At 45.8% G+C, this 18,979-nt stretch carries 14 protein-coding genes; 7 read left to right on the plus strand and 7 right to left on the minus strand.

The genetic code is table 11. The features are described 5' to 3' along the window. Positions 1 to 40 precede the first annotated feature (40 nt). Positions 41 to 841, minus strand: a complete 801-nt coding sequence (locus F0364_RS06410) for a ParA family protein (RefSeq protein ID WP_153796942.1) — start codon at positions 839 to 841, stop codon at positions 41 to 43. Positions 842 to 1,616: 775 nt separating this feature from the next. Between F0364_RS06410 and F0364_RS06415 the strand changes: the two genes are divergently transcribed. Next, positions 1,617 to 2,003 carry a response regulator gene (locus F0364_RS06415; protein ID WP_153796943.1) on the plus strand — a complete coding sequence of 129 codons (387 nt, stop codon included), beginning with the start codon at positions 1,617 to 1,619 and terminating at the stop codon, positions 2,001 to 2,003. Here the strand turns inward: F0364_RS06415 and F0364_RS06420 are convergent, their stop codons facing one another. The 5 genes from F0364_RS06420 to F0364_RS06440 form a co-directional block, all read right to left on the minus strand. Continuing rightward, positions 2,004 to 3,197: an acetate/propionate family kinase gene (locus F0364_RS06420; RefSeq protein WP_153796944.1), complete on the minus strand. Its 1,194-nt coding sequence runs from the start codon at positions 3,195 to 3,197 to the stop codon at positions 2,004 to 2,006. A gap of 376 nt (positions 3,198 to 3,573) precedes the next feature. Further along, positions 3,574 to 5,667 (minus strand): phosphate acetyltransferase, encoded by a 2,094-nt coding sequence (pta, locus tag F0364_RS06425; protein WP_153796945.1) that lies wholly within the window; start codon positions 5,665 to 5,667, stop codon positions 3,574 to 3,576. Between the two features lie 174 nt (positions 5,668 to 5,841). After that, positions 5,842 to 7,680 (minus strand): ATP-binding protein, encoded by a 1,839-nt coding sequence (locus tag F0364_RS06430; protein ID WP_153796946.1) that lies wholly within the window; start codon positions 7,678 to 7,680, stop codon positions 5,842 to 5,844. 62 nt (positions 7,681 to 7,742) lie between these two features. Next, the gene (locus tag F0364_RS06435) at positions 7,743 to 8,027 is read right to left on the minus strand and encodes a hypothetical protein (RefSeq protein ID WP_153796947.1); all 285 of its coding nucleotides are present in this window, start codon (positions 8,025 to 8,027) and stop codon (positions 7,743 to 7,745) included. Positions 8,028 to 8,064: 37 nt separating this feature from the next. Next, complete coding sequence (locus tag F0364_RS06440; protein WP_153796948.1) at positions 8,065 to 8,790, minus strand: LytR/AlgR family response regulator transcription factor; 726 nt, start codon at positions 8,788 to 8,790, stop codon at positions 8,065 to 8,067. Between the two features lie 496 nt (positions 8,791 to 9,286). On the opposite strand from F0364_RS06440, the gene F0364_RS06445 reads away from it, so the two are divergent. The 4 genes from F0364_RS06445 to F0364_RS06460 all read left to right on the plus strand — a co-directional run bounded on the left by F0364_RS06445 (position 9,287) and on the right by F0364_RS06460 (position 13,377). Then, positions 9,287 to 10,123 carry a hypothetical protein gene (locus F0364_RS06445; protein ID WP_153796949.1) on the plus strand — a complete coding sequence of 279 codons (837 nt, stop codon included), beginning with the start codon at positions 9,287 to 9,289 and terminating at the stop codon, positions 10,121 to 10,123. 254 nt (positions 10,124 to 10,377) lie between these two features. Next, positions 10,378 to 10,869: a hypothetical protein gene (locus F0364_RS06450; RefSeq protein WP_153796950.1), complete on the plus strand. Its 492-nt coding sequence runs from the start codon at positions 10,378 to 10,380 to the stop codon at positions 10,867 to 10,869. A 25-nt stretch (positions 10,870 to 10,894) separates the two neighbouring features. Next, the gene (locus F0364_RS06455) at positions 10,895 to 11,860 is read left to right on the plus strand and encodes an HTTM domain-containing protein (RefSeq protein WP_153796951.1); all 966 of its coding nucleotides are present in this window, start codon (positions 10,895 to 10,897) and stop codon (positions 11,858 to 11,860) included. Between the two features lie 143 nt (positions 11,861 to 12,003). Next, the gene (locus tag F0364_RS06460) at positions 12,004 to 13,377 is read left to right on the plus strand and encodes a PAS domain S-box protein (protein ID WP_153796952.1); all 1,374 of its coding nucleotides are present in this window, start codon (positions 12,004 to 12,006) and stop codon (positions 13,375 to 13,377) included. Between the two features lie 492 nt (positions 13,378 to 13,869). Here F0364_RS06460 and F0364_RS06465 read toward each other — a convergent pair whose 3' ends face one another. Next, positions 13,870 to 16,476, minus strand: a complete 2,607-nt coding sequence (locus F0364_RS06465) for an MGH1-like glycoside hydrolase domain-containing protein (RefSeq protein ID WP_153796953.1) — start codon at positions 16,474 to 16,476, stop codon at positions 13,870 to 13,872. 305 nt (positions 16,477 to 16,781) lie between these two features. Here F0364_RS06465 and F0364_RS06470 point away from each other — a divergent pair, with 305 nt between their 5' ends. Both F0364_RS06470 and F0364_RS06475 read left to right on the plus strand, forming a co-directional pair. After that, positions 16,782 to 18,278: a cryptochrome/photolyase family protein gene (locus tag F0364_RS06470; protein WP_153796954.1), complete on the plus strand. Its 1,497-nt coding sequence runs from the start codon at positions 16,782 to 16,784 to the stop codon at positions 18,276 to 18,278. Between the two features lie 60 nt (positions 18,279 to 18,338). Next, a complete protein-coding gene (locus F0364_RS06475) occupies positions 18,339 to 18,857 on the plus strand; it encodes an acyl-CoA thioesterase (protein ID WP_153796955.1) in 519 nt (172 codons plus the stop codon). Positions 18,858 to 18,979: the final 122 nt, after the last annotated feature.

Below are 18,979 nucleotides of genomic sequence, written 5' to 3' on the forward strand. Positions count from 1 at the left end.
AATATTCAAAAACAATGTAAAATGCAAGCTGGTTGGGCAACTACTCCAGTATGCGTTGCTCGTTGGTCATTTTCGTCATGTTATTCTTCTGCAGAATCTCTTTGGCCAGGTTAAGGTAGTTAATAGAGCCTTTGCTTTCAGAGTCGTACAGAATTACAGGCTTGCCCACGCTGGGCGCCTCGCTAAGCCGGGTATTGCGGTGTATGATGGTGGTAAATACCAGTTCGTCAAAATGCCTCCTTACCTCGCTCACTACCTGGTTACACAGGCGCAGGCGGCCATCGTACATGGTCATTAAAATACCTTCAATCTGCAGGGCCGGGTTAAGGCGGCTTTGTACAATTTTAATGGTGTTCAGCAGCTTACCCAAACCTTCCAGGGCAAAAAATTCGCACTGCACCGGCACAATTACACTATCCGCGGCAACCAGGGCATTTACAGTTATCAAACCCAGCGATGGCGAGCAGTCAATCACAATAAAGTCGTATTGGTCTTTTACCGGCTCCATAATGCCCTTCATCACCATTTCCCTGTTGGGGTAGTTAATCATCTCAATTTCGGCGCCTACCAGGTCAATATGAGAAGGTATCAGGTCAAGGTTAGGTATATCGCTTTTCAGTATCACTTCCTGGGCAGACGCGTTGTTAACCATGCAATCGTACAGGCTGGTGGTAATGTTATGAAGGTCAAAACCAACACCGGTGGTGCTGTTGGCCTGCGGGTCGGCATCTACCAGCAAAGTTTTGTATTCCAGCACGGCCAAACTGGCGGCCACATTAATAGCCGTGGTAGTTTTGCCCACTCCCCCTTTTTGATTGGTAACGCCAATAATTCTTGCCATAATGCCTTTTTCCGCCGTAACGGACGATTTAAAATTCTAAAACTGTGAAAGGTTGCAAATGTAAAATATTATGTTTCTAAAAAAAGAGAAGATTTGGCTTTGGGATTTTATTAATGAGTTATCCCCATGAAAAAGTTATCCACCAGCTTCGCCCGGTTTAAAAGGGTTGTTTTTTGGTGGCAGGGGTCCGGTTCCTTGTGGGAGGCATCGTTGCGTCGCACTACGTTCATCGTCCAGTTCTTTGAGCGGCTTTTCAGACCCGGATAAGGCTGGTGCGTGAAGACACGCACCAGTGAGGGCGGGAAATATCGAACAAGGAACAAGGAATGATGAATGAAGCACCGGAATACAGTCCATCCGCTACTCCCCCACTTGCGACTCACGATTCACCACTTGCGAATGAAATATCGAACAAGGAAAAAGGAAGGATGAATGAAGAACCGGAATAACCCCCATCCGCTACTCCCCCACTTGCGACTCACGATTCACCACTTGCGAATGTAATAACGGACAAGGAACAAGGAATTTTGAACGAAGAACCGGAATATCCCCCATCCGCTACGACCCACTTGCGATTCACGATTCACCACTTGCGAATGTAATATCGAACAAGGAACAAGGAATTTTGAACGAAGAACCGGAATACAACCCATACGCTACGACCCACTTGCGAATGAAATAACGGACAAAGAACAAGGAATCCTCCGGAAACATTAGAATAAAATTTTGTCACCAGCTTATCAGCTTAATAATTTTACGCTACAAAAGGTAGTCAATGTCCGTTAAAACAATCCTGGTTGCAGATGATAACGAGGCCAATGCAGAGGTTATACGCCTGATTCTTGAGGGCGAAGGATACCATGTAATTACCAGCCCCGACGCGGTTGAACTGGAAAATACGGCTTCAACCGTGCCCGACCTGGTATTATTGGATATTAAACTGCCCGGCCGCGACGGCAAGGAGATTTGCCGCCAGCTAAAACAGAATGCCCATACCCAGCATTTACCGGTAATATTAATGACCGCCACCAACGAACACAGGGAACCGGCTATAGCGGCCGGCGCTGTTGATTTTATTTTAAAACCTTTTGAGCTGCAGGAACTGGTAGAAAAAGTAAATAAAGTACTGATGCCGGGGTACATACCCGGCGGCGAGGGTTAGCTAGATACGCACGGCACATTCCCTTGCTATTTCAAGTTCTTCATTGGTGGGCACCACCATTACTTTTACTGGCGAACCGGCGGGGCTGATTTCTCTTGGCCCGGCAACCCGCTGGTTATTGGCGGCATCGTTAATGCTAACGCCCAGCCAGTCCATATCCCTGCAAACACGGGCCCTGGTATCGCTGTCGTTTTCACCCACACCAGCGGTAAAGATGATGGTATCTACACCATTGAGTACAGCGGCATAAGCGCCAATGTACTTTTTAATACGGTATGCATAGGCTTCCAGGGCAAAAAGGGCGCTGGCATCGCCGGATGCGGCAGCCTTATTTACGTCCCGCATATCGCTGTAACCGCAAAGCCCCAGCATGCCGGATTGCCGGTTGAGCAGGTTGTCCACTTCATCTGTGGTCATCTTCAGCACTTTACGCAGGTGAAAGATAACGGAGGGGTCAATATCGCCGCTGCGGGTACCCATAACAAGGCCGCTCAACGGACCAAAACCCATGCTGGTATCCAGCGGCTTATCGCCTTTTACTGCAGCCATACTACAGCCATTACCCAGGTGTATGCTTATCATTTTGGCATCGGGGTTACCCAACATATCCCTTGCTATACCGGTTACGTATTTGTGGCTGGTGCCATGAAAGCCATAAACCCTAATGCGATGCTCTGTATAGTACGATGAAGGCAGGGCATAGCGAAAGGCCCGTGGCGGCATGGCCTGGTGAAAAGCAGTATCAAAAACAGCTACCTGTTTTGCAGCCGGAAAATGTTCTTCAGCAACTTCTATACAAGCATAGTTGGCCGGGTTGTGCAGCGGCGCCAACGGAAAAAGATGCTTTATCTTTTCTTTTACCTGCGGGGTTATTATGGTGGCCGTAGTAAAATCTTCTCCGCCATGTACCACCCGGTGGCCAACAACCGTTATCTCTTCTTTGTTTTTCAGCAGTTGGTTTTCCGCATCCGTCAGTATTTCAATAATTAAGCCCAGGGCATCTCCATGATTGGCCAGCCCTTGCTGCTTTTCAACTGTTTTTTCGTTGTTACCGCTATATATTTTGCAACGCAACAGGGCATCATTGTTTCCAATGCGCTCTGCCAGGCCGGTACACAAAGGTTTTTCCGGTGGCGTATTGAACAACTGGAACTTTAATGAACTGCTGCCTGCGTTAATGACTAATATCTTCATGACCGTCTATACTATTTTACTTTAAACGCAATAGAATCTTGTATGGCATTGGCCAACCCCTTCAAGGTTGTATTGCAATCCAAATACCAACCCCGGATCGCATCCGCGGCTATTAACATTTTAGCTCTGGGTTATTGCACAATTTTATGCAGCCCGGTATAACAGTGCTAAATTACCAGCCTCGCCTCTTACCAGGTAAAGATCAAATCCTTTCGTTTTACCCAGGGCAGATTACTTCGGCAATTGGTGAATAGAATTGTTACAGTACAAGTGAGTGACACAAGGGACGCCTCATAGCAGCAATGCAGCTAAGTACCTAACCTTTAGCCATCTATTATGCGAAGCATAATAAAACATTCCACCTTTTTGTTCCTGTTTAATTATCCTGGCACTGTATGGCGGTTATAACAACAGTATTAAAAATATCATCTACCGTACAGCCACGGCTAAGGTCGTTCACAGGTTTGTTAAGCCCCTGCAGCATAGGGCCGATGGCCAGGGCGCCCGTTTCCCGCTGCACGGCCTTATATGTGTTGTTGCCGGTATTAAGGTCTGGAAAAATCAACACACTTGCCCTGCCGGCTACGGGTGAACCTGGCAGTTTCTGGTTACCCACCAGTGGGTCAACAGCGGCGTCGTATTGTATAGGGCCTTCCACTTTCAGCTCCGGCCTTTTTTCTTTTACCAGCAAGGTGGCTTTACGCACTTTTTCTACATCAGCACCCTCGCCTGATGAGCCGGAAGAATACGACAGCATGGCCACCCGCGGCTCAATGCCAAACCGGGCACTGGTTTCCGCAGATGAAATAGCTATTTCCGCAAGCTGTTCTGCGGTGGGGTCTGGGTTTACGGCGCAATCGCCAAACACGGCCACACGCTCCGGGAGGCACATAAAAAACACCGACGACACCAGCGATACGCCGGGCTTTGTTTTAATAAACTGCAAGGCCGGCCTGATGGTATGCTGCGTGGTATGCACAGCGCCCGATACCATGCCATCTGCATCGCCCTTGTACACCATCATGGTGCCAAAGTAAGAAACGTCGGTCATAAGGTCTCGGGCCATTTCAAGGTTTACATTCTTGTTTTTTCTAAGTTCATACAAGGTTTGTACATAAGGTTCGTAATAAGCTGACGCCACCGGGTTAATGATGTTTACAGACGCGGCATCCAGGTTAATACCCAGCCTTCTTGCCGAAGCATTTATTTCAGCAGGGTCTCCCAGTATGGTAAGCTGCACCACCTGCTGCGCGGTAAGCCTTGCTGCCGCTTTCAGTATGCGGTCGTCGTTGCCCTCGGGCAATACAATATGTTTTTTGGCAGACTTTGCCTGCTTTACCAACTGGTATTGAAACATGTGTGGCGTTATGCCCTCTGCCCTGAATGTTATAATGCGTTCATCCAGCGTATTGATATCTACATGCTTATCAAACAATTCTATAGCCTGCTCTATTTTTTGGGTGTTGCCCGCGGTAATACGGGAATGAATGGCCCCTACCCTTGTTGTGGTTTCAAAAGTGCCATACTCAACAGCAATAACAGGTATAACTGTTTGCAGGCCTTCAATCAGTTTTATCAGCGGGTCTTCCGGTTTGGTACCGGCTGTAAGAATTATACCGGCTACTTTGGGATAGTTGGCCGAAAGATTGGCCAGCAGTGCACCGATGAGGATGTCGCCACGGTCGCCGGGTGTAACAATAAGGCAGTTCTCTTTTATATAAGGCAAAAAGTTGGGCAGCATCATGGCGCCTGTTACAAAATTGTTTACCTGGTTGCCCAGCAACTGTTCCCCAAGGATAACCTTAGCGTTAAGGTTATCAGCAATTTCTTTCATGGTTGGGCTTTGCAGGTTTTTATCCCATGGAATAACAGATACGATGATGCCGCTGGTTATCTGCACGGCCAGCAATTCTTTTACATCATTTATCTGCTCCTGCTGAACGCGGTTTACCACAATGCCCAGCACCTGCACTTCCTTTGCTTCAAAATTGTGCAGTATACTTGTTACGGAGCTAATGATTTGTGCAGTGGATTTACCTTCGCCGGTTACCACTATAAGCACAGGCGCCCCGAGGTTCTTTGCTATCTCTGTATTGGTATCAAATTCAAACGCTATGCCTTCGCCCAGGTAGTCGCTTCCCTCTATAACGGTAAAATCGTAATTCTCTTCCAGCTTTTTGTATTTGCTGATGATGGCGTTAATCATTTCAGCGGTACTCTCGGGGTCGTTTCGGTGCAGCACTTCCTGCCTGCTGAATGCGAATGCATCCGCATATTCTATAGGCAGTGAAAAATGGTTAAGTATGGTTTCTATATGTATTTCTTTTTTCCCCTCGGGTTGCAAGGCTATTACGGGTTTAAAAAAACCAACCTTTTGGGTTTTGCGCAACAGCATGTTAACAAGGCCAAGCGCCACTATGGATTTACCCGTCCAGGGCTCGGCTGAAGCTATAAAGATTGCTTTATTCATAAAGGTGTTTATTGAGTAGTCAGCATCTGCCCGTGAAAGATAAAAGGAATTGCTGTAACGGCGTGGCGGGAAGAGAAAAACTACCGCGATTTTAGGCTGGTTTAACCGATGTGCAGGATTGGCAGCTTTTAAACCGCCTTATATGCTGCATCAGCAGGGTAACCTGTATTGTGGCTATGAGCCCCTGTCTTCAAACTTCAGTTCAAACTCGGTACCTTCTCCCAACTGCGAATGCACTATTATAACCCCATCCAGTTTTTCAGTAAACTCTTTGGCAAGCCGCAGGCCCAGCCCTGAAGTATCACTGCGTATGCTGTTCCATTCAAAAATAGTTGCCAGGTGTTTTTCGTCAATACCGGGGCCATTGTCTTTTACATAAACATGCACAGTGTTATTTTGTTTTAATGCCGATAGCTGTATTGTACCGTTTTGAGGTGTAAACTTTACGGCATTACTGACCAGGTTACGAAGAATAATTTTTAAAAAATTAGGGTCGGTTGTAAGTGACAGGTCGCCAGGACAATTGTTTAACAAACTGATGTTTTTTGCAGCGGCGGCAGTACTGTGGATATGAATAACAGAATCAAAAAAATCATACAGGTAAATTGTTTCGTTAAAAGGCACAAAACTCTCCATCTGGCTTTTTGACCAAATGAGTATATCCTCCATGGCTTCCAGGGTATTATTGGCTGATTCAGCAATCTGGTTGTCGTATTTTTCCTTTTCTTCTTTGGTAAAACGTTGCGGGTTACTGCGTTGCAGGTTTAACAAAGTTACCAGGCTGCTTACGGGTGTACGTAAATCGTGGCTGATGATGCCGAGCAGTTTTGTTTTAGACTGGTTGGCCTTATCAAGCTGGTTATTAAGTTCGTTAAGTTCTTTGTTGGCCCGCTGTTTAAACCGGTAGCCGCGGTAAAGAGAGGCGGCAATAATAACAATCAGCAACAGGCCCAGCAGCAAAAAATTACGGGTAAGCTTTTGGTTGGTAAGCTGGCTGTTTTTAATGATGTTTTCTTTTTGTAAAAGGGATATTTCTTTCTGCTTTTTTTCGTTTTGGTACTTGCTTTCCATTTCGGCATACTTCCTGGCGCTTTCTTCTTTAAACAGCGTGTCTTTAAGGTTGGCGTGCAATTGCAGGTATTGGTTGGCTTTTTCATAATCCGCCATTGAACCGTAAGCATCGGCCAGGCTTTTATAAGCCATAGACTGCAGCTCTTTGGATTTTATCTGCTCCGCTATGGCCAGGCTGCGGTTAGCATTATCAACAGCCTGGGCATGCATACGCTGCAACACGTACATATCCGCAATGCCACCATACACCAGGCCCACGCCATACTGGTCATTTCTTTGCCGGAACAATTTCATCGCATCCCTGTAACTTATGGCAGCGCCTTCATAATCCCCCACTTTTACCTGCGTGTAACCCAGGTTGTTTAATACAAAGGGCCTTACTTCATCTTTTACATACTTGCCATACTGCTGAAGAATTACTTTAAAGTTTGCGATTGCTTTGTGATTGCTGCCGGTGGCCATATTAAGAAGGCCCATATCATTCAGCACGTTGGATGCGCCGGTGGAATCCTTGATGGAGTTAAACAGGCTGAGCGCCTGTTGTAAAAAACTTTGAGATTTATCGTATGTTCTTAATACGCGGTATATGTTGCCGATGTTTTTAAGGGTACCGGCCATTTTATTCTTGTTATTAATGCTCTCGTACCATTTTAAAGCGGTAAAATAATTTTGCAAGGCTACTTCATAATTACCGCTCCTGTCGTTAGCTATGCCTATGCCTATAAAAGAGTTACCCGTATTTAATGCATTATGCTCTTTTTGCGCCGCAACGCCAGACCTCGCAAATAATACAATTGCTGAATCATACGCACTGGAAGCCAATAACTGTTTTGCAGAATCATATATATAATCAGATAACTTTTTCTGCGGCAATGCATTCCCCGCCATGCAACAAAACATGGCCAATAATACACCTACCCTGCAAAAAGCTTTGAGGAACATGCTGACAGTATTAACTGCTTACAAATTATGCATACAGCTTTGTTCCGCAAAAAAGAATACGGCTACTCATCCTTCTTCTTTGGGTCTTTTGGCTTTTCTTTTGTTTGGTAGATAACAACACGCTCATTTGCTTTTACAGAAATGGTATCGGGAGATGATCCGGGACCACCGATTTTTTTAATAACAATATACCGTGCACTGCCTGTTGCCGGTACACTGATGGTATCAGGCGATGAGCCCGGGCCAAAGGCCGTAACTGTTCTGCCGGAACTTTTACTGCTGCCTGCGCAGGAATAGAGAACCACAAACAAAAGTGCCACTGCAATACTGGTTATGAATGGTTTCATGATGATGATTTTCATTTAAAAAGTGTGGGTTAAATATTCAATTAAACTGCAACGGTTTCCTTATCATAAAACTGCTTATACTGCTACGGTAGGTTTTGCCAATAGGCAATGCCACCAAGCCGGCAAACAGTTCTTTATTTTCAATACGTTCAATTTTGTCAACCGCCACAGCATAGCTTCTGTGGATGCGGATGAACTTTTTATCCGGCAACTGATCCATCAGGTTTTTAAGGTTGGAAAGGGTTATATGCTTTTTTGAAGGGGTAACAATCCTGGTATAGTTGGTAATGGCTTCCAGGTAAATTATGTCCTGCATGTTAATGCGGGTAATTGCGGTACCTTCTTTTATGGTAAGCGTATCCCTTTCAAACTGCAAATCGTAATGCAGCGCTTTCGCTTTTATCTGCAGTAATTCTTTCAGCCTGTTAACAGACCGGTCAAAGCGTTGCTTATCTAAAGGCTTCACCAGGTAATCAAGCGCATGTACCTCAAAAGCGTCTGTAGCGTAATCCGGGTGGCTGGTAATAAAAATGCAGAGAGGCGGGTTGTTAACGGTTTTAAAAAAGTCTATGCCGTTCATTACCGGCATATCAATATCCATAAATACAACGGCTATGTTTTGCTGTTGCATGGCGGCCACACTTTCCAGCGGGTTGCAAAAACTGCCGGTCAGTTTAAATTCCGGGTAGTCTTGCAGGTATTCCTCAACAATCAACCTGTCAATCTCATTGTCATCTACAATAATACAGTTTATCGGCGCCATGATAAGCCCTCTTTAAGTGGCATCGGCCTGCAAGCTTGCATAGCTTATACAAATAACCCATGCTTAAACCGGCCGATTGCAGTGTACGAAAATTATAATGCCATAAGATAAAAATTAAAACCGGAACTTTTTAAACTTATTTGGCAAAGGCACTTACTGTTTATTCAACTGCATGCAGTTCTCTCCTGCACCCCGCTTACCATGCTCCCTTTTTCGTTCGTGTATTATTTTGCTCCCTTCGTGTACTGCTTTTCTAAACGGGCATGCGCACATAGTAGATTCGTATTGTTAATTCCACAACAGCATAAAGGCTTTCTAACAAGGAGTTTTGGTTCAGCAATATACAAGGCAACCTTATGAACACCCTAAACCGGAATGGTACCAGCCGGCGCCGGGTCTTAATGCCATGGCTGCTTCTTTCAGTATCGCTTTACTACTGTTTTAACCCAAAGACTGCCTATGCTTATTTATCAATCATTCCTTCAAAAACATTTGTATGAAAAGGACATTTTTTTCCATGCTAACCGCTTCAGGCATTTTTATGCTTTGCTTTGCCAGTTGCAAAAAAGAACAGGATTTTACTTATTACAGCGAATCTGCCGCTATCAGAACACCAGAAGCTAACGGCGTTACCGCGGCCGCCACTTTAGACCGTATTGATGAAATTGTAAAAGACCTTGCCACAAGCAATTACTCACTCAGTTTTTCCAAAACCTACTCTTCTTATGGCATTACACGCACCGCCTATGGCAGCGCCAGCTACCTGGCTTTCGTTAGCCCCGATGCGGTAAAACTTCCTTCGGAATTAAGGAACATACAGAAATATGTACCCATCTGGAAAAGGCCCAACTTTATACTGCCCACTTGCCCGGACATGATCTTTGACCCGCTAAGGCTTCAAAAAGTCAGGGAACTGCTGGCAAAGGCAGACCCCGCCCAGTTCTCCGGCCTGCGTGAAGTGGCTTTTGTGAACGGTGGTGGTTTCCTGGCAACAGATAAAGTGCTTGGCCAGTATGCCAACCTTAAAACAGATGTAATGGATGGTTTACTTAAAGATTTGGGCGGCGCTAAATTTCTTATCCTTAACGAACCAGGCACCTTAAACAGGGAATTCGGCAGAAGCTTTTATGGCTATGCCAACATTAACGACATAGTGTTTAAACCCTACCGTAAAAACTGGAAAGACATTTTTAAACCTACTCTTAAAGGTTGTTATGATCCGATCATCTTGTCCGTAATTAAGGAAAGGCTGGCCAAAATAAATCCCGCGGCTTATGGTGGCCTTAATGTAACGACATTAGCCGAAAACAAGAACATAGCCATAATGTACTGATAAGAAATTTCGGGGGTGCCCCCAAGCTATCGCAAGGGGTCGGGCTTTCCGCTCATACTCCGGCACAAAGCCCAGGCACAAGGCCTCACCGGGGTATCCGCTTCAATCCCTCACCCAAAGTGCAGCCTCTTGCTGCTTCTGCCGGCGCCATGTTTCTTTAGTCCGTACCCAACTGCTGCAACCGTTCTTAAGCAATACAAACCAACAGAGGTGTCCGCGCCGTACCGCGGATGCCTCTTTTAAAACAAAAAGTCATGCCGTTAAAACACAAAATATACTATGCACTGGCCGCGCTGCACCTGGTAATGGTGATGCTTTTTGCCGGGCATTTTGCAGAGTGGAACAAGATGAATACAAAGGTTTTCAGCGCCATCAGCAATGTTGGAAAATACACCGGCAGCAATAATATCTTCAGCTTTTTTGCACCGGGCGTTTACGACCAGCCTTATGTGGTGTACACCGTAAAAGATACCCTTGGCACAGAAAAAATTATTGACATTACAGGCAGGTGTGCAGACTTTACCAACCGCCTCAACAACATCTACGGTTACCTAACCTTACCGGAAGCCCGTTCTGTTTTATCCGCCAGCCTGGCCCAAACTGTATTAAACATTCAGCCCTCCGCCAGCCAGATAAGAGTGGCGATGGTGGTGCAAAAAATTCCTTCCATACAAGACTATAACAACGGCAAACGTGTACAGTGGCAATACTGGTTTCATAACGATTTTCAAAAGGGAAACCATTAAAAACCCACTTATAAAATAATGTGATATGAAAAACATCATCAGCAATATCAACAGCTATTTTTTTCAGCCCGTGCCAAAGCAAACGCTGGGTATATTCAGAATACTGGTTAGCAGCTTTGCCATTGTACAGCTTGTGGTTTTACTGCCAGACTGGATGTGGCTCTATGGCCCCAAAGGCCTTGTACCCTGGAATATCAGTGATATGCTTTCTACCAATGCAGCCCCATCCATTGCCAATATTGCCACCGCACTTACCATTGATGATATTACAGCAGTTTATGTGGTTACGATAGCTTATGCCATATCGCTGGCCAGCCTTTTACTCGGGTACAAAACAAGGCCTATGGCCATAGTTGCCTGGCTTATGCACATGGTAATTAATACCACCGGCAACCTTACCGCTTATGGCGTGGAAACATTCGCACACATTTCCCTGTTTTACTGTGTGGTGCTGCCCGTAGGTTCATCACTTTCGCTGGACAGCCGCAAAAAATCGCCCCGCATCCCGGCCTATCTTATAACACTAAGCGTTAGGGTTATACAACTGCACCTTTGCATCATGTACCTGGCATGCGGCATAGAAAAAGCCATGGGAGCGCAGTGGTGGAGCGGTGAAGCCATCTGGATGGCCATGCAGCAGGACCAGTTTCATAACATTAACATAGACTGGATGGCCAGGTACCCTTTTGTTCCGAAAATTTTGTGCTGGGGCACCCTGCTGCTGGAAACTTTTTACCCCATTGGCATCTACCATGCCAAAACAAAAAAGTTCTGGCTGGCGGGCATTGTTTCCATGCACCTGGGCATAGCCTTGTTCCTCGGCCTTCACCTTTTTGGTACGCTGATGGCACTCATCAACATAAGCGCTTTTAGCCTGCATTGCTTTCCTGCCCTTTTAAAAGCCGGGCGGCAAAACACCCCGGCATCTCGTGCCCCCCGAAGAACTGTGCTCTCCAAATTATTGAGCGGCCTGGCTTACCAGCGTGCTTAAAAAAGGTCACTCCCTTGCGGCATTTGGTACATTTAAAGAAAGCGTTTCAGGATTCTCTTTTTTTGAAATAAGGGATATTTTAATTACCTTAATTGAAACGCCGATATTTTGTACCGGGCCAACTGCCCTGCAATTGCTGATCTATGACCAATTCCGCTGAAATAAACCCTTCTGTTAGTGGCTTTACTTCCACACAGCTCGAAACCCTTCTTGCATCCATGCACGATTTGGTTTTTGTATTAGATAACAGGAAGATTTTTATACATTGCTTCCAGTCCCAATCATCAGACTTACTCTTACCCCCGGAATTATTCATCGGCAAGGGCTTTAATGAAATACCTTTCCCACCGGCTACATTATCTGCATTGGATAATGCCTTTAACATGGTTAACGCCACAGGTAAAACCCAATCTCTTGATTACAGTTTGCCTTTTGAAGGTGGTACTAAATGGTTTAACTGCAACATATCATCTGTTCCGCCCTCACACAACGATCCCGGCGGATTTATCATCATAGCCCGCGACATTACTGATAAAATGCATACGCTACTGTCGCTGCAGGCACATGAAAAGCGCCTCTCCCTGCTTACCAACAACATCAACGACCTGGTAACGCTGTATTACCCCGATGGAAGGCTTGAATATATTTCCCCATCAGTAAAATCTTTGCTGGGTTATGATCCCGAAAGCCTTATCGGGCTGGATCCCTCCGCACTGATACACCCGGATGATGATGCGGCAATAAGGCAGCATTTTGTTCCTGAGTTATTTCCCTGCGGTAAATCTTTTACGGCTGAATACCGCATCTGGCACAAAAACGGCTACTGGGCTTACTTTGAAACCAACAGGAAGGTGATACGGGACGACAGCGGGCGGGTAATAAATGTTGTGGCTACCTGCAGGGATATAAGCGCTAAGAAAAATGTAGAGATTGCCCTGCGGGAAAGTGAAGAACGTTACAGGAGCCTGGCGGAAAGCTCCGCCTCCATCATTACACTTGCAGACAGGGATGGCAACTTTTTATACCGTAATAAAATAGCCCTGGAGTTTGAGGACTGGCATGCAAAACAACATCCTGCAACAAAAGAGCAAACCAATACTTTTTTGACAACCACTATACGGCAGGTTATTGACAGCAATAAAGGTGTTGAGGAGGAAAGGGCCATAATGAGGAATGGAAAAAGGCTATGGTTTAGGATAAGTGTACAGCCCGTTATTAATTCTGCCGGAGTACCATACGCGGCCTTGGTTAACGCTATTGACATTACAGAAAACAAACAGCACAGGGAGCTTCTTGAACAACAGAATACAGAACTGAAAGAAATAGCCTTTTTGCAATCGCATATCATCAGGTCTCCGCTTACCAATATACAATCGCTGTTAAGCCTGATAGATGAGGGCGACTTGAGTGAAGACAACAAGGTGTATTTTGCTTTGCTGAAAGAAGCCTCGCAACACCTGGATGATACCGTCAGAGAGATTGTAATGAAGGCATCGCAAAACCGTGCGGGCCGTTAGTTTGAATACAGTACCAGGCAAAATCACTTCATCAACTCTTTTCACCAGTAACCTGTAACCGGCAACATTTCAACGTTCATTTGTCTAAAGTTTAATGTCAGCAGCGGGTAGGTGCTTCTGCGATTCCGCAGCTCACAAATTATCAGCTTTTTACACTTCAACAGACCGGTAACCTGTCACTTGTAATCGGCAACATTCCAACGTTCTTTTGTTTAAAGTTTAATGTCAGCGGCGGGTAGGTGCTTCTGCACTTCCGCAGCTAACAAATTATCAGCTTTTTACACCTCATCAGACCGGTAACCGGCAACTTGTAACCGGTAACTGTCTCCCGGGTGAGGGATTGAAGCGGTTACCCCGGTGAGGCCATCGCAGCCGGGGAGTTGTGCCGGAGTAATAGCGGAAAGCCCGACCCCTTGCGTAGCTTGGGGGCACCCCCTGAAAAAATTATCTCAAAGCATAACAATGCCTGGGTTTTATAACAGGCTATGCAGGTTAACTTTCGTCCATTTCTATTAACAGGTTGGCAATTAAAGCCGTCCACCCCGTTTGATGGGAAGCACCCAGGCCCTGGCCGTTATCGCCGTGAAAGAACTCGTAAAACAAGTGATGTTCTTTAAAGTGATCTTCCGTCCACTGGGTGTGGTGGCTGGCATGGTACTGGTATTGGCCATTGCTGTTACGCTCAAAAATTTTCAGTATTCTTTTGGTGAGCTGGTTGGCAATTTGTTTTAAAGTAAGCTTGTTGCCGGAGCCCGCAGGAAACTCGAATGTGTAAGCATCTCCATAATACACATAATATTTACGCAAGGCATTAATGATAAGATAATTCAGCGGCAGCCAAATGGGGCCGCGCCAGTTAGAATTACCGCCGAACATGGAGCTGGAACTATCGCCGGGCTCGTATTTTATCACGTACTCATGCCCCTGGTAGCCAAACACGTAAGGGCTATCCTTATAACACCTGGAGAGAGAACGTATGCCGTAGTCTGATAAAAACTCCGCCTCATCCAGCAGCCTTTTCAACAGGTGCTCCAGCCTGTCGCCCACCATAATGGCAAACAGGTAGTTACCGTCTTTGTTCTTCTTGTCAATATCCGAAATAATGCGGGTTAAATCCGGCCGTGTAAGCCTTATCACTTCCAGCCTGGTGTTAAACTCCCGCAGGTTCGCAAACACATTGCTATGCATAATTTCCACCGCCAGCAACGGAATAATACCTACCAGGGAACGTATGCGTAACCGCTGGCTGGCGCCGTTTTCAAACTGAATAGCATCGTAGTAAAAAGCATCCTGGTCGTCCCACAGGGAGATATCTTTTTTACCTATGTGGTGCATGGCCCAGCCTATGTTTAAAAAGTGCCGGAAAAATTTGGCGGCCGATTCCTCATAAGCCTGGTTATGTTGTGCCAGCTCCAGCGATATGCGCAGCATATTTATGGCGTACATGGCCATCCAACTGGTGGCATCGGCCTGTTGCAGTTTTTTAATACCGGGCGGCATGTGGTTCCTGTCAAACACACCGATGTTATCCAGGCCTAGGAAGCCCCCTTCAAAAATATCGGTGCCGTTGGCGTCTTTCTGGTTTACCCACCAGGTAAAGTTCATCAGCAGTTTTTGAAAAGCCCTTTCCAAAAAGTCGAGATCGGCAACACCGGTTTTCTTTTTATCGGCTTCAAACACGTACCAAACACCCCAGGCATGTACGGGTGGGTTAACATCGCTGAAGTTCCACTCGTAAGCGGGTATCTGGCCGTTAGGGTGCATGTAATATTCCCGCAGTATCAATGATAGCTGCTGCTTGGCAAAGTGGGCGTCTACATGCACAAAAGTAGCGGCATGAAAAGCGAGATCCCAGGCGGCAAACCAGGGGTATTCCCACTTATCGGGCATGGAAATAATGTTGCGGGAGGTAAGGTGCTGCCAGTCGAAATTTCTTTTATAATGGCGGAAGGGCGGGGTATCCTGCGGCTCTCCAAAAAGCCACTTAAAAACATCCAGGTAGTAAAACTGCTTTGTCCACAACAGGCCGCTTAATGAGCTTCTTAACAAGGCACGTTGCTTTTCATTTAAACGGGCCGGGCTGATATCGCTGTAATACTCGTTGGTTTCAGCCAGCCTTTTGGTGAATATCGCATCAAAGTTATCCCACGGGTCGTCAAGATAAGTTTTGCTTAACCTTACGGTAAAAGTTTTGTGCCCCCCGGCTGGTATTTTTTCTTTTAACCATATAGCGGCTTTGGTGCCTTCTTTGGCCGGGTTAACTGTATTCTCTTTGTTTACTACGTAATTGTTAATGCCGTCTTTTACAAAAGCATAATCGTTGGCCCTGTTATACATGCGCCGGTTGTTGGTTTCGTTGTCGCAAAACAACTGCTCGCCGCCATGGTGATAGAAAAAGAAGTTGCCATTGCGGCTTGATGTTGCCTGCAGGCAATTGGTAGAAACAGATACTATCTGCGGTTTACTGAAACGGGAGTTATGCTTCCAGAAATTGCGGAACCAAAGGTGCGGCAAAACATGTATTACCGCATCTTCCGGGCCACGGTTATACACAGTTACCCGCATCAGTATGTCGTTAATATCGCCCTTGGCGTATTCAATATAACAATCAAAGTAGCGGTTATCTTTAAACAGGTCTGTATCCAGCAATTCGTACTCCGGGCTTAACCGGTCTTTTCTATTTTGCTGCAGCAGTTGCAGGTAAGGAAAAGCATTTTGCGGGTATTTGTACAGAAATTTGCAGTAAGAGTGTGTGGGGGAAGAATCAAGGTGAAAATACAGTTCTTTCACATCTTCGCCGTGGTTGCCCTCGTCGTTGGTAAGGCCAAAAAGCCTTTCTTTTAAAATAGGATCTTTCTCATTCCAGAAAACCGGCGCCAGGCACAGTACCTGGTCAATATCACAAAATCCGCCAATAGCTTCTTCTCCCCACCGGTAGGCGTAGCTTCGTGCAAGGTCGTGATTAACATAGCTCCATGCGTTACCCCCGGGGCTGTAATCTTCCCTCACCGTTCCCCATTGGCGTTCAGAAATATATGGCCCCCATTTCTTCCAGTTTTTGTTGTTGGCTGCCTGGTATAATCGCCCTTTTTCTGTCATATATCGCTCCTGCCTGCTCTTTGGTTATATAAAATATACGCTGCTTAAAGTTTGCCGATAAATTTATTGATATCCTGCCGTTATCTTAAATATATTATTTTCTGTCATGTAACTTTTCTTAATCATAAAACGGTGCATGATGTTGAGACACATAAAATTTTAATGGGCGTACTAATGAATCAGGCAGAACTGCGTTCGCAACCCGGTAATGCACCACCAAACTTGTGGCTATGGCAAACCAGTAGCATTTCAAAGGCTTCACGAACATTTGCCCGGTTGCCTTGTTCTTACCGCAAACAATAAGCATGCAGGTTAGCCTTGTATTTCCTCACCAGCTATTCAGGCAGCATCCCGCCCTCGATAAAAAATACCATGTTATTCTGCTGGAAGAATGGTTGTTTTTTAATCAATACCATTTTCATAAACAAAAGCTGGTATTGCACCGTTCCTCTATGCGGTTTTATGCGCAATGGCTGCAGCAAAAAGGGTATAATGTAGAATACATTAACGCTGCAGACCAACGCAGCCACATACAAAAATTCATCACGTCTCTTTCCAAAAAAGGTGTTACAGTTATACACATTGCGGAGGTATGCGACGATTGGCTGCACAGCCGCCTGCACAAGCAGTGCAAAAAACTGGGTATTACTGTTCATGTGTATCAAACACCTGGCTTTCTTAATGGCATGAATGAGCTGAACGATTATTTTGATAACCGCAAAAGCTACTTTCAAACAGATTTTTACACCTGGCAGCGCAAACAAAAAAACCTTCTGTTGAGCGCCGGCAAACAGCCGGAAGGCGGCAAATGGACTTATGACAGTGAAAACAGGTCGCGGTTTCCTAAACATGAAGTGCTGCCAACCTATTACAAACCCATGGAAAATGAGTTTGTTACAGAAGCCCGTGACTATGTAAATGCCAACTTCAGCAAAAACTACGGCAATGCCGGCCCTCCTTTCGCCAGGGGCAACGGCGGCTATCCCTGTACTTTTGAGCAGGCTGAAAAATGGCTGGATGACTTTCTTGAAAACAGGCTTGCCAAATTTGGCAAATACCAGGATGCCATTGTTGGCGGCCAACATTTACTGTACCACAGCCTGCTTTCTCCACTGCTTAATACGGGGCTGCTGGTACCGCAACAGGTGCTGGAAAAAACATTACAGGCTGCGCATCTGCATAAAGTTCCGCTTAACTCGCTGGAAGGTTTTATAAGGCAACTGGTTGGCTGGCGGGAATTTGTGCGGGCCGTTTACGAACGGGAAGGCCGCAAACAACGCACTAAAAACTACTGGCATTTCAACAGGGCAATACCGCATAGCCTGTGGACCGGCCAAACAGGCATTGCCCCAGTTGACCATGTTATTGCAAAAGCCCTGGAAACAGGCTACAGCCACCATATAGAGCGCCTGATGATTATGGGCAATTTTATGTTATTGTGCGAGTTTAACCCGGATGAAGTGTACCGCTGGTTTATGGAAATGTACATTGACTCTTACGACTGGGTGATGGTGCCCAATGTGTATGGCATGGCCTTGTTTGCCGATGGCGGGCTTATGGTAACCAAACCTTACATAAGCGGCAGCAATTACATTCTTAAAATGAGTGATTTTAAGAAAGGCCCCTGGTGCCAGGTATGGGATGCTTTGTTCTGGCGTTTTATGATGGTGCACAGAAGCTTTTTTGAAACCAACCCCCGCCTGGCCGTTTTACTTAAAACGCTTGACCGTATGACGGCAGCCAAACGCGAAACCTATATGGAAATTGCTGAAAATTTTCTTGAAACATTAAATCATCACTAACCGGGCCTTTGCCTTATGCGGCATACCGCTTCCCCTATCTTTGCGTTCTAAATTTTAAAGATGGAAGGCAAAAAAGCTTCGGAAAGTTTTACAGTAATGAACGAACTGGTGCTGCCCAACGACACCAATGTATTTGGTAACCTTATGGGCGGCAGGCTAATGTACTGGATGGACATAGCGGCTGCTATGGCATCGGGTAAACATTGCAACTCGCCCAGCATGACGGCCAGCGTTGACAACCTTAGTTTTAAGAACCCTATAAAGCTGGGCAACGTAGTGCATATTGAAGCTAAAGTTACCCGTGCCTTTAACACATCTATGGAAATTCACATCAAGGTATGGGGCGAAGATTCGCTGCACCAATACTCTTATGAAAGCAATGAAGCATATTTTACCTTCGTGGCGCTGGACAGTAACAACAAGCCTAAAATTGTACCACCTATTATAGCCGAAACAGAAGAAGAACAAAGAATGTACGAAGGCGCCCTGCGCAGGCGCCAGGTAAGGCTTATACTGGGTGGTAAAATGAAGCCCGATGATGCCAATGAATTAAAGGCTTTGTTTTTCCCCAACAATTGATGTAGTAACCTGCCAGCTTTAAACATTGAACAATTGAACATCGAACAATTGAACAGCATTATGATACCGGCTGTGGCATTTCATGGCATCGCCTGTTGCGTCGCAATCCTTTCATCGTTCGG

Source organism: Foetidibacter luteolus (assembly GCF_009650435.1).
Taxonomy (GTDB): domain Bacteria; phylum Bacteroidota; class Bacteroidia; order Chitinophagales; family Chitinophagaceae; genus Foetidibacter; species Foetidibacter luteolus.

What these genes read in the sequence shown, in the direction of transcription:
- F0364_RS06465 (WP_153796953.1), bottom strand. Translation starts at nt 16,476, where the DNA reads ATGACAGAAAAAGGGCGATTATACCAGGCAGCCAACAACAAAAACTGG.
- F0364_RS06475 (WP_153796955.1), top strand. Translation starts at nt 18,339, where the DNA reads ATGGAAGGCAAAAAAGCTTCGGAAAGTTTTACAGTAATGAACGAACTG.
- F0364_RS06455 (WP_153796951.1), top strand. Translation starts at nt 10,895, where the DNA reads ATGAAAAACATCATCAGCAATATCAACAGCTATTTTTTTCAGCCCGTG.
- F0364_RS06450 (WP_153796950.1), top strand. Translation starts at nt 10,378, where the DNA reads ATGCCGTTAAAACACAAAATATACTATGCACTGGCCGCGCTGCACCTG.
- F0364_RS06430 (WP_153796946.1), bottom strand. Translation starts at nt 7,680, where the DNA reads ATGTTCCTCAAAGCTTTTTGCAGGGTAGGTGTATTATTGGCCATGTTT.
- F0364_RS06410 (WP_153796942.1), bottom strand. Translation starts at nt 841, where the DNA reads ATGGCAAGAATTATTGGCGTTACCAATCAAAAAGGGGGAGTGGGCAAA.
- pta (WP_153796945.1), bottom strand. Translation starts at nt 5,667, where the DNA reads ATGAATAAAGCAATCTTTATAGCTTCAGCCGAGCCCTGGACGGGTAAA.
- F0364_RS06470 (WP_153796954.1), top strand. Translation starts at nt 16,782, where the DNA reads ATGCAGGTTAGCCTTGTATTTCCTCACCAGCTATTCAGGCAGCATCCC.
- F0364_RS06440 (WP_153796948.1), bottom strand. Translation starts at nt 8,790, where the DNA reads ATGGCGCCGATAAACTGTATTATTGTAGATGACAATGAGATTGACAGG.
- F0364_RS06420 (WP_153796944.1), bottom strand. Translation starts at nt 3,197, where the DNA reads ATGAAGATATTAGTCATTAACGCAGGCAGCAGTTCATTAAAGTTCCAG.
- F0364_RS06445 (WP_153796949.1), top strand. Translation starts at nt 9,287, where the DNA reads ATGAAAAGGACATTTTTTTCCATGCTAACCGCTTCAGGCATTTTTATG.
- F0364_RS06460 (WP_153796952.1), top strand. Translation starts at nt 12,004, where the DNA reads ATGACCAATTCCGCTGAAATAAACCCTTCTGTTAGTGGCTTTACTTCC.
- F0364_RS06435 (WP_153796947.1), bottom strand. Translation starts at nt 8,027, where the DNA reads ATGAAACCATTCATAACCAGTATTGCAGTGGCACTTTTGTTTGTGGTT.
- F0364_RS06415 (WP_153796943.1), top strand. Translation starts at nt 1,617, where the DNA reads ATGTCCGTTAAAACAATCCTGGTTGCAGATGATAACGAGGCCAATGCA.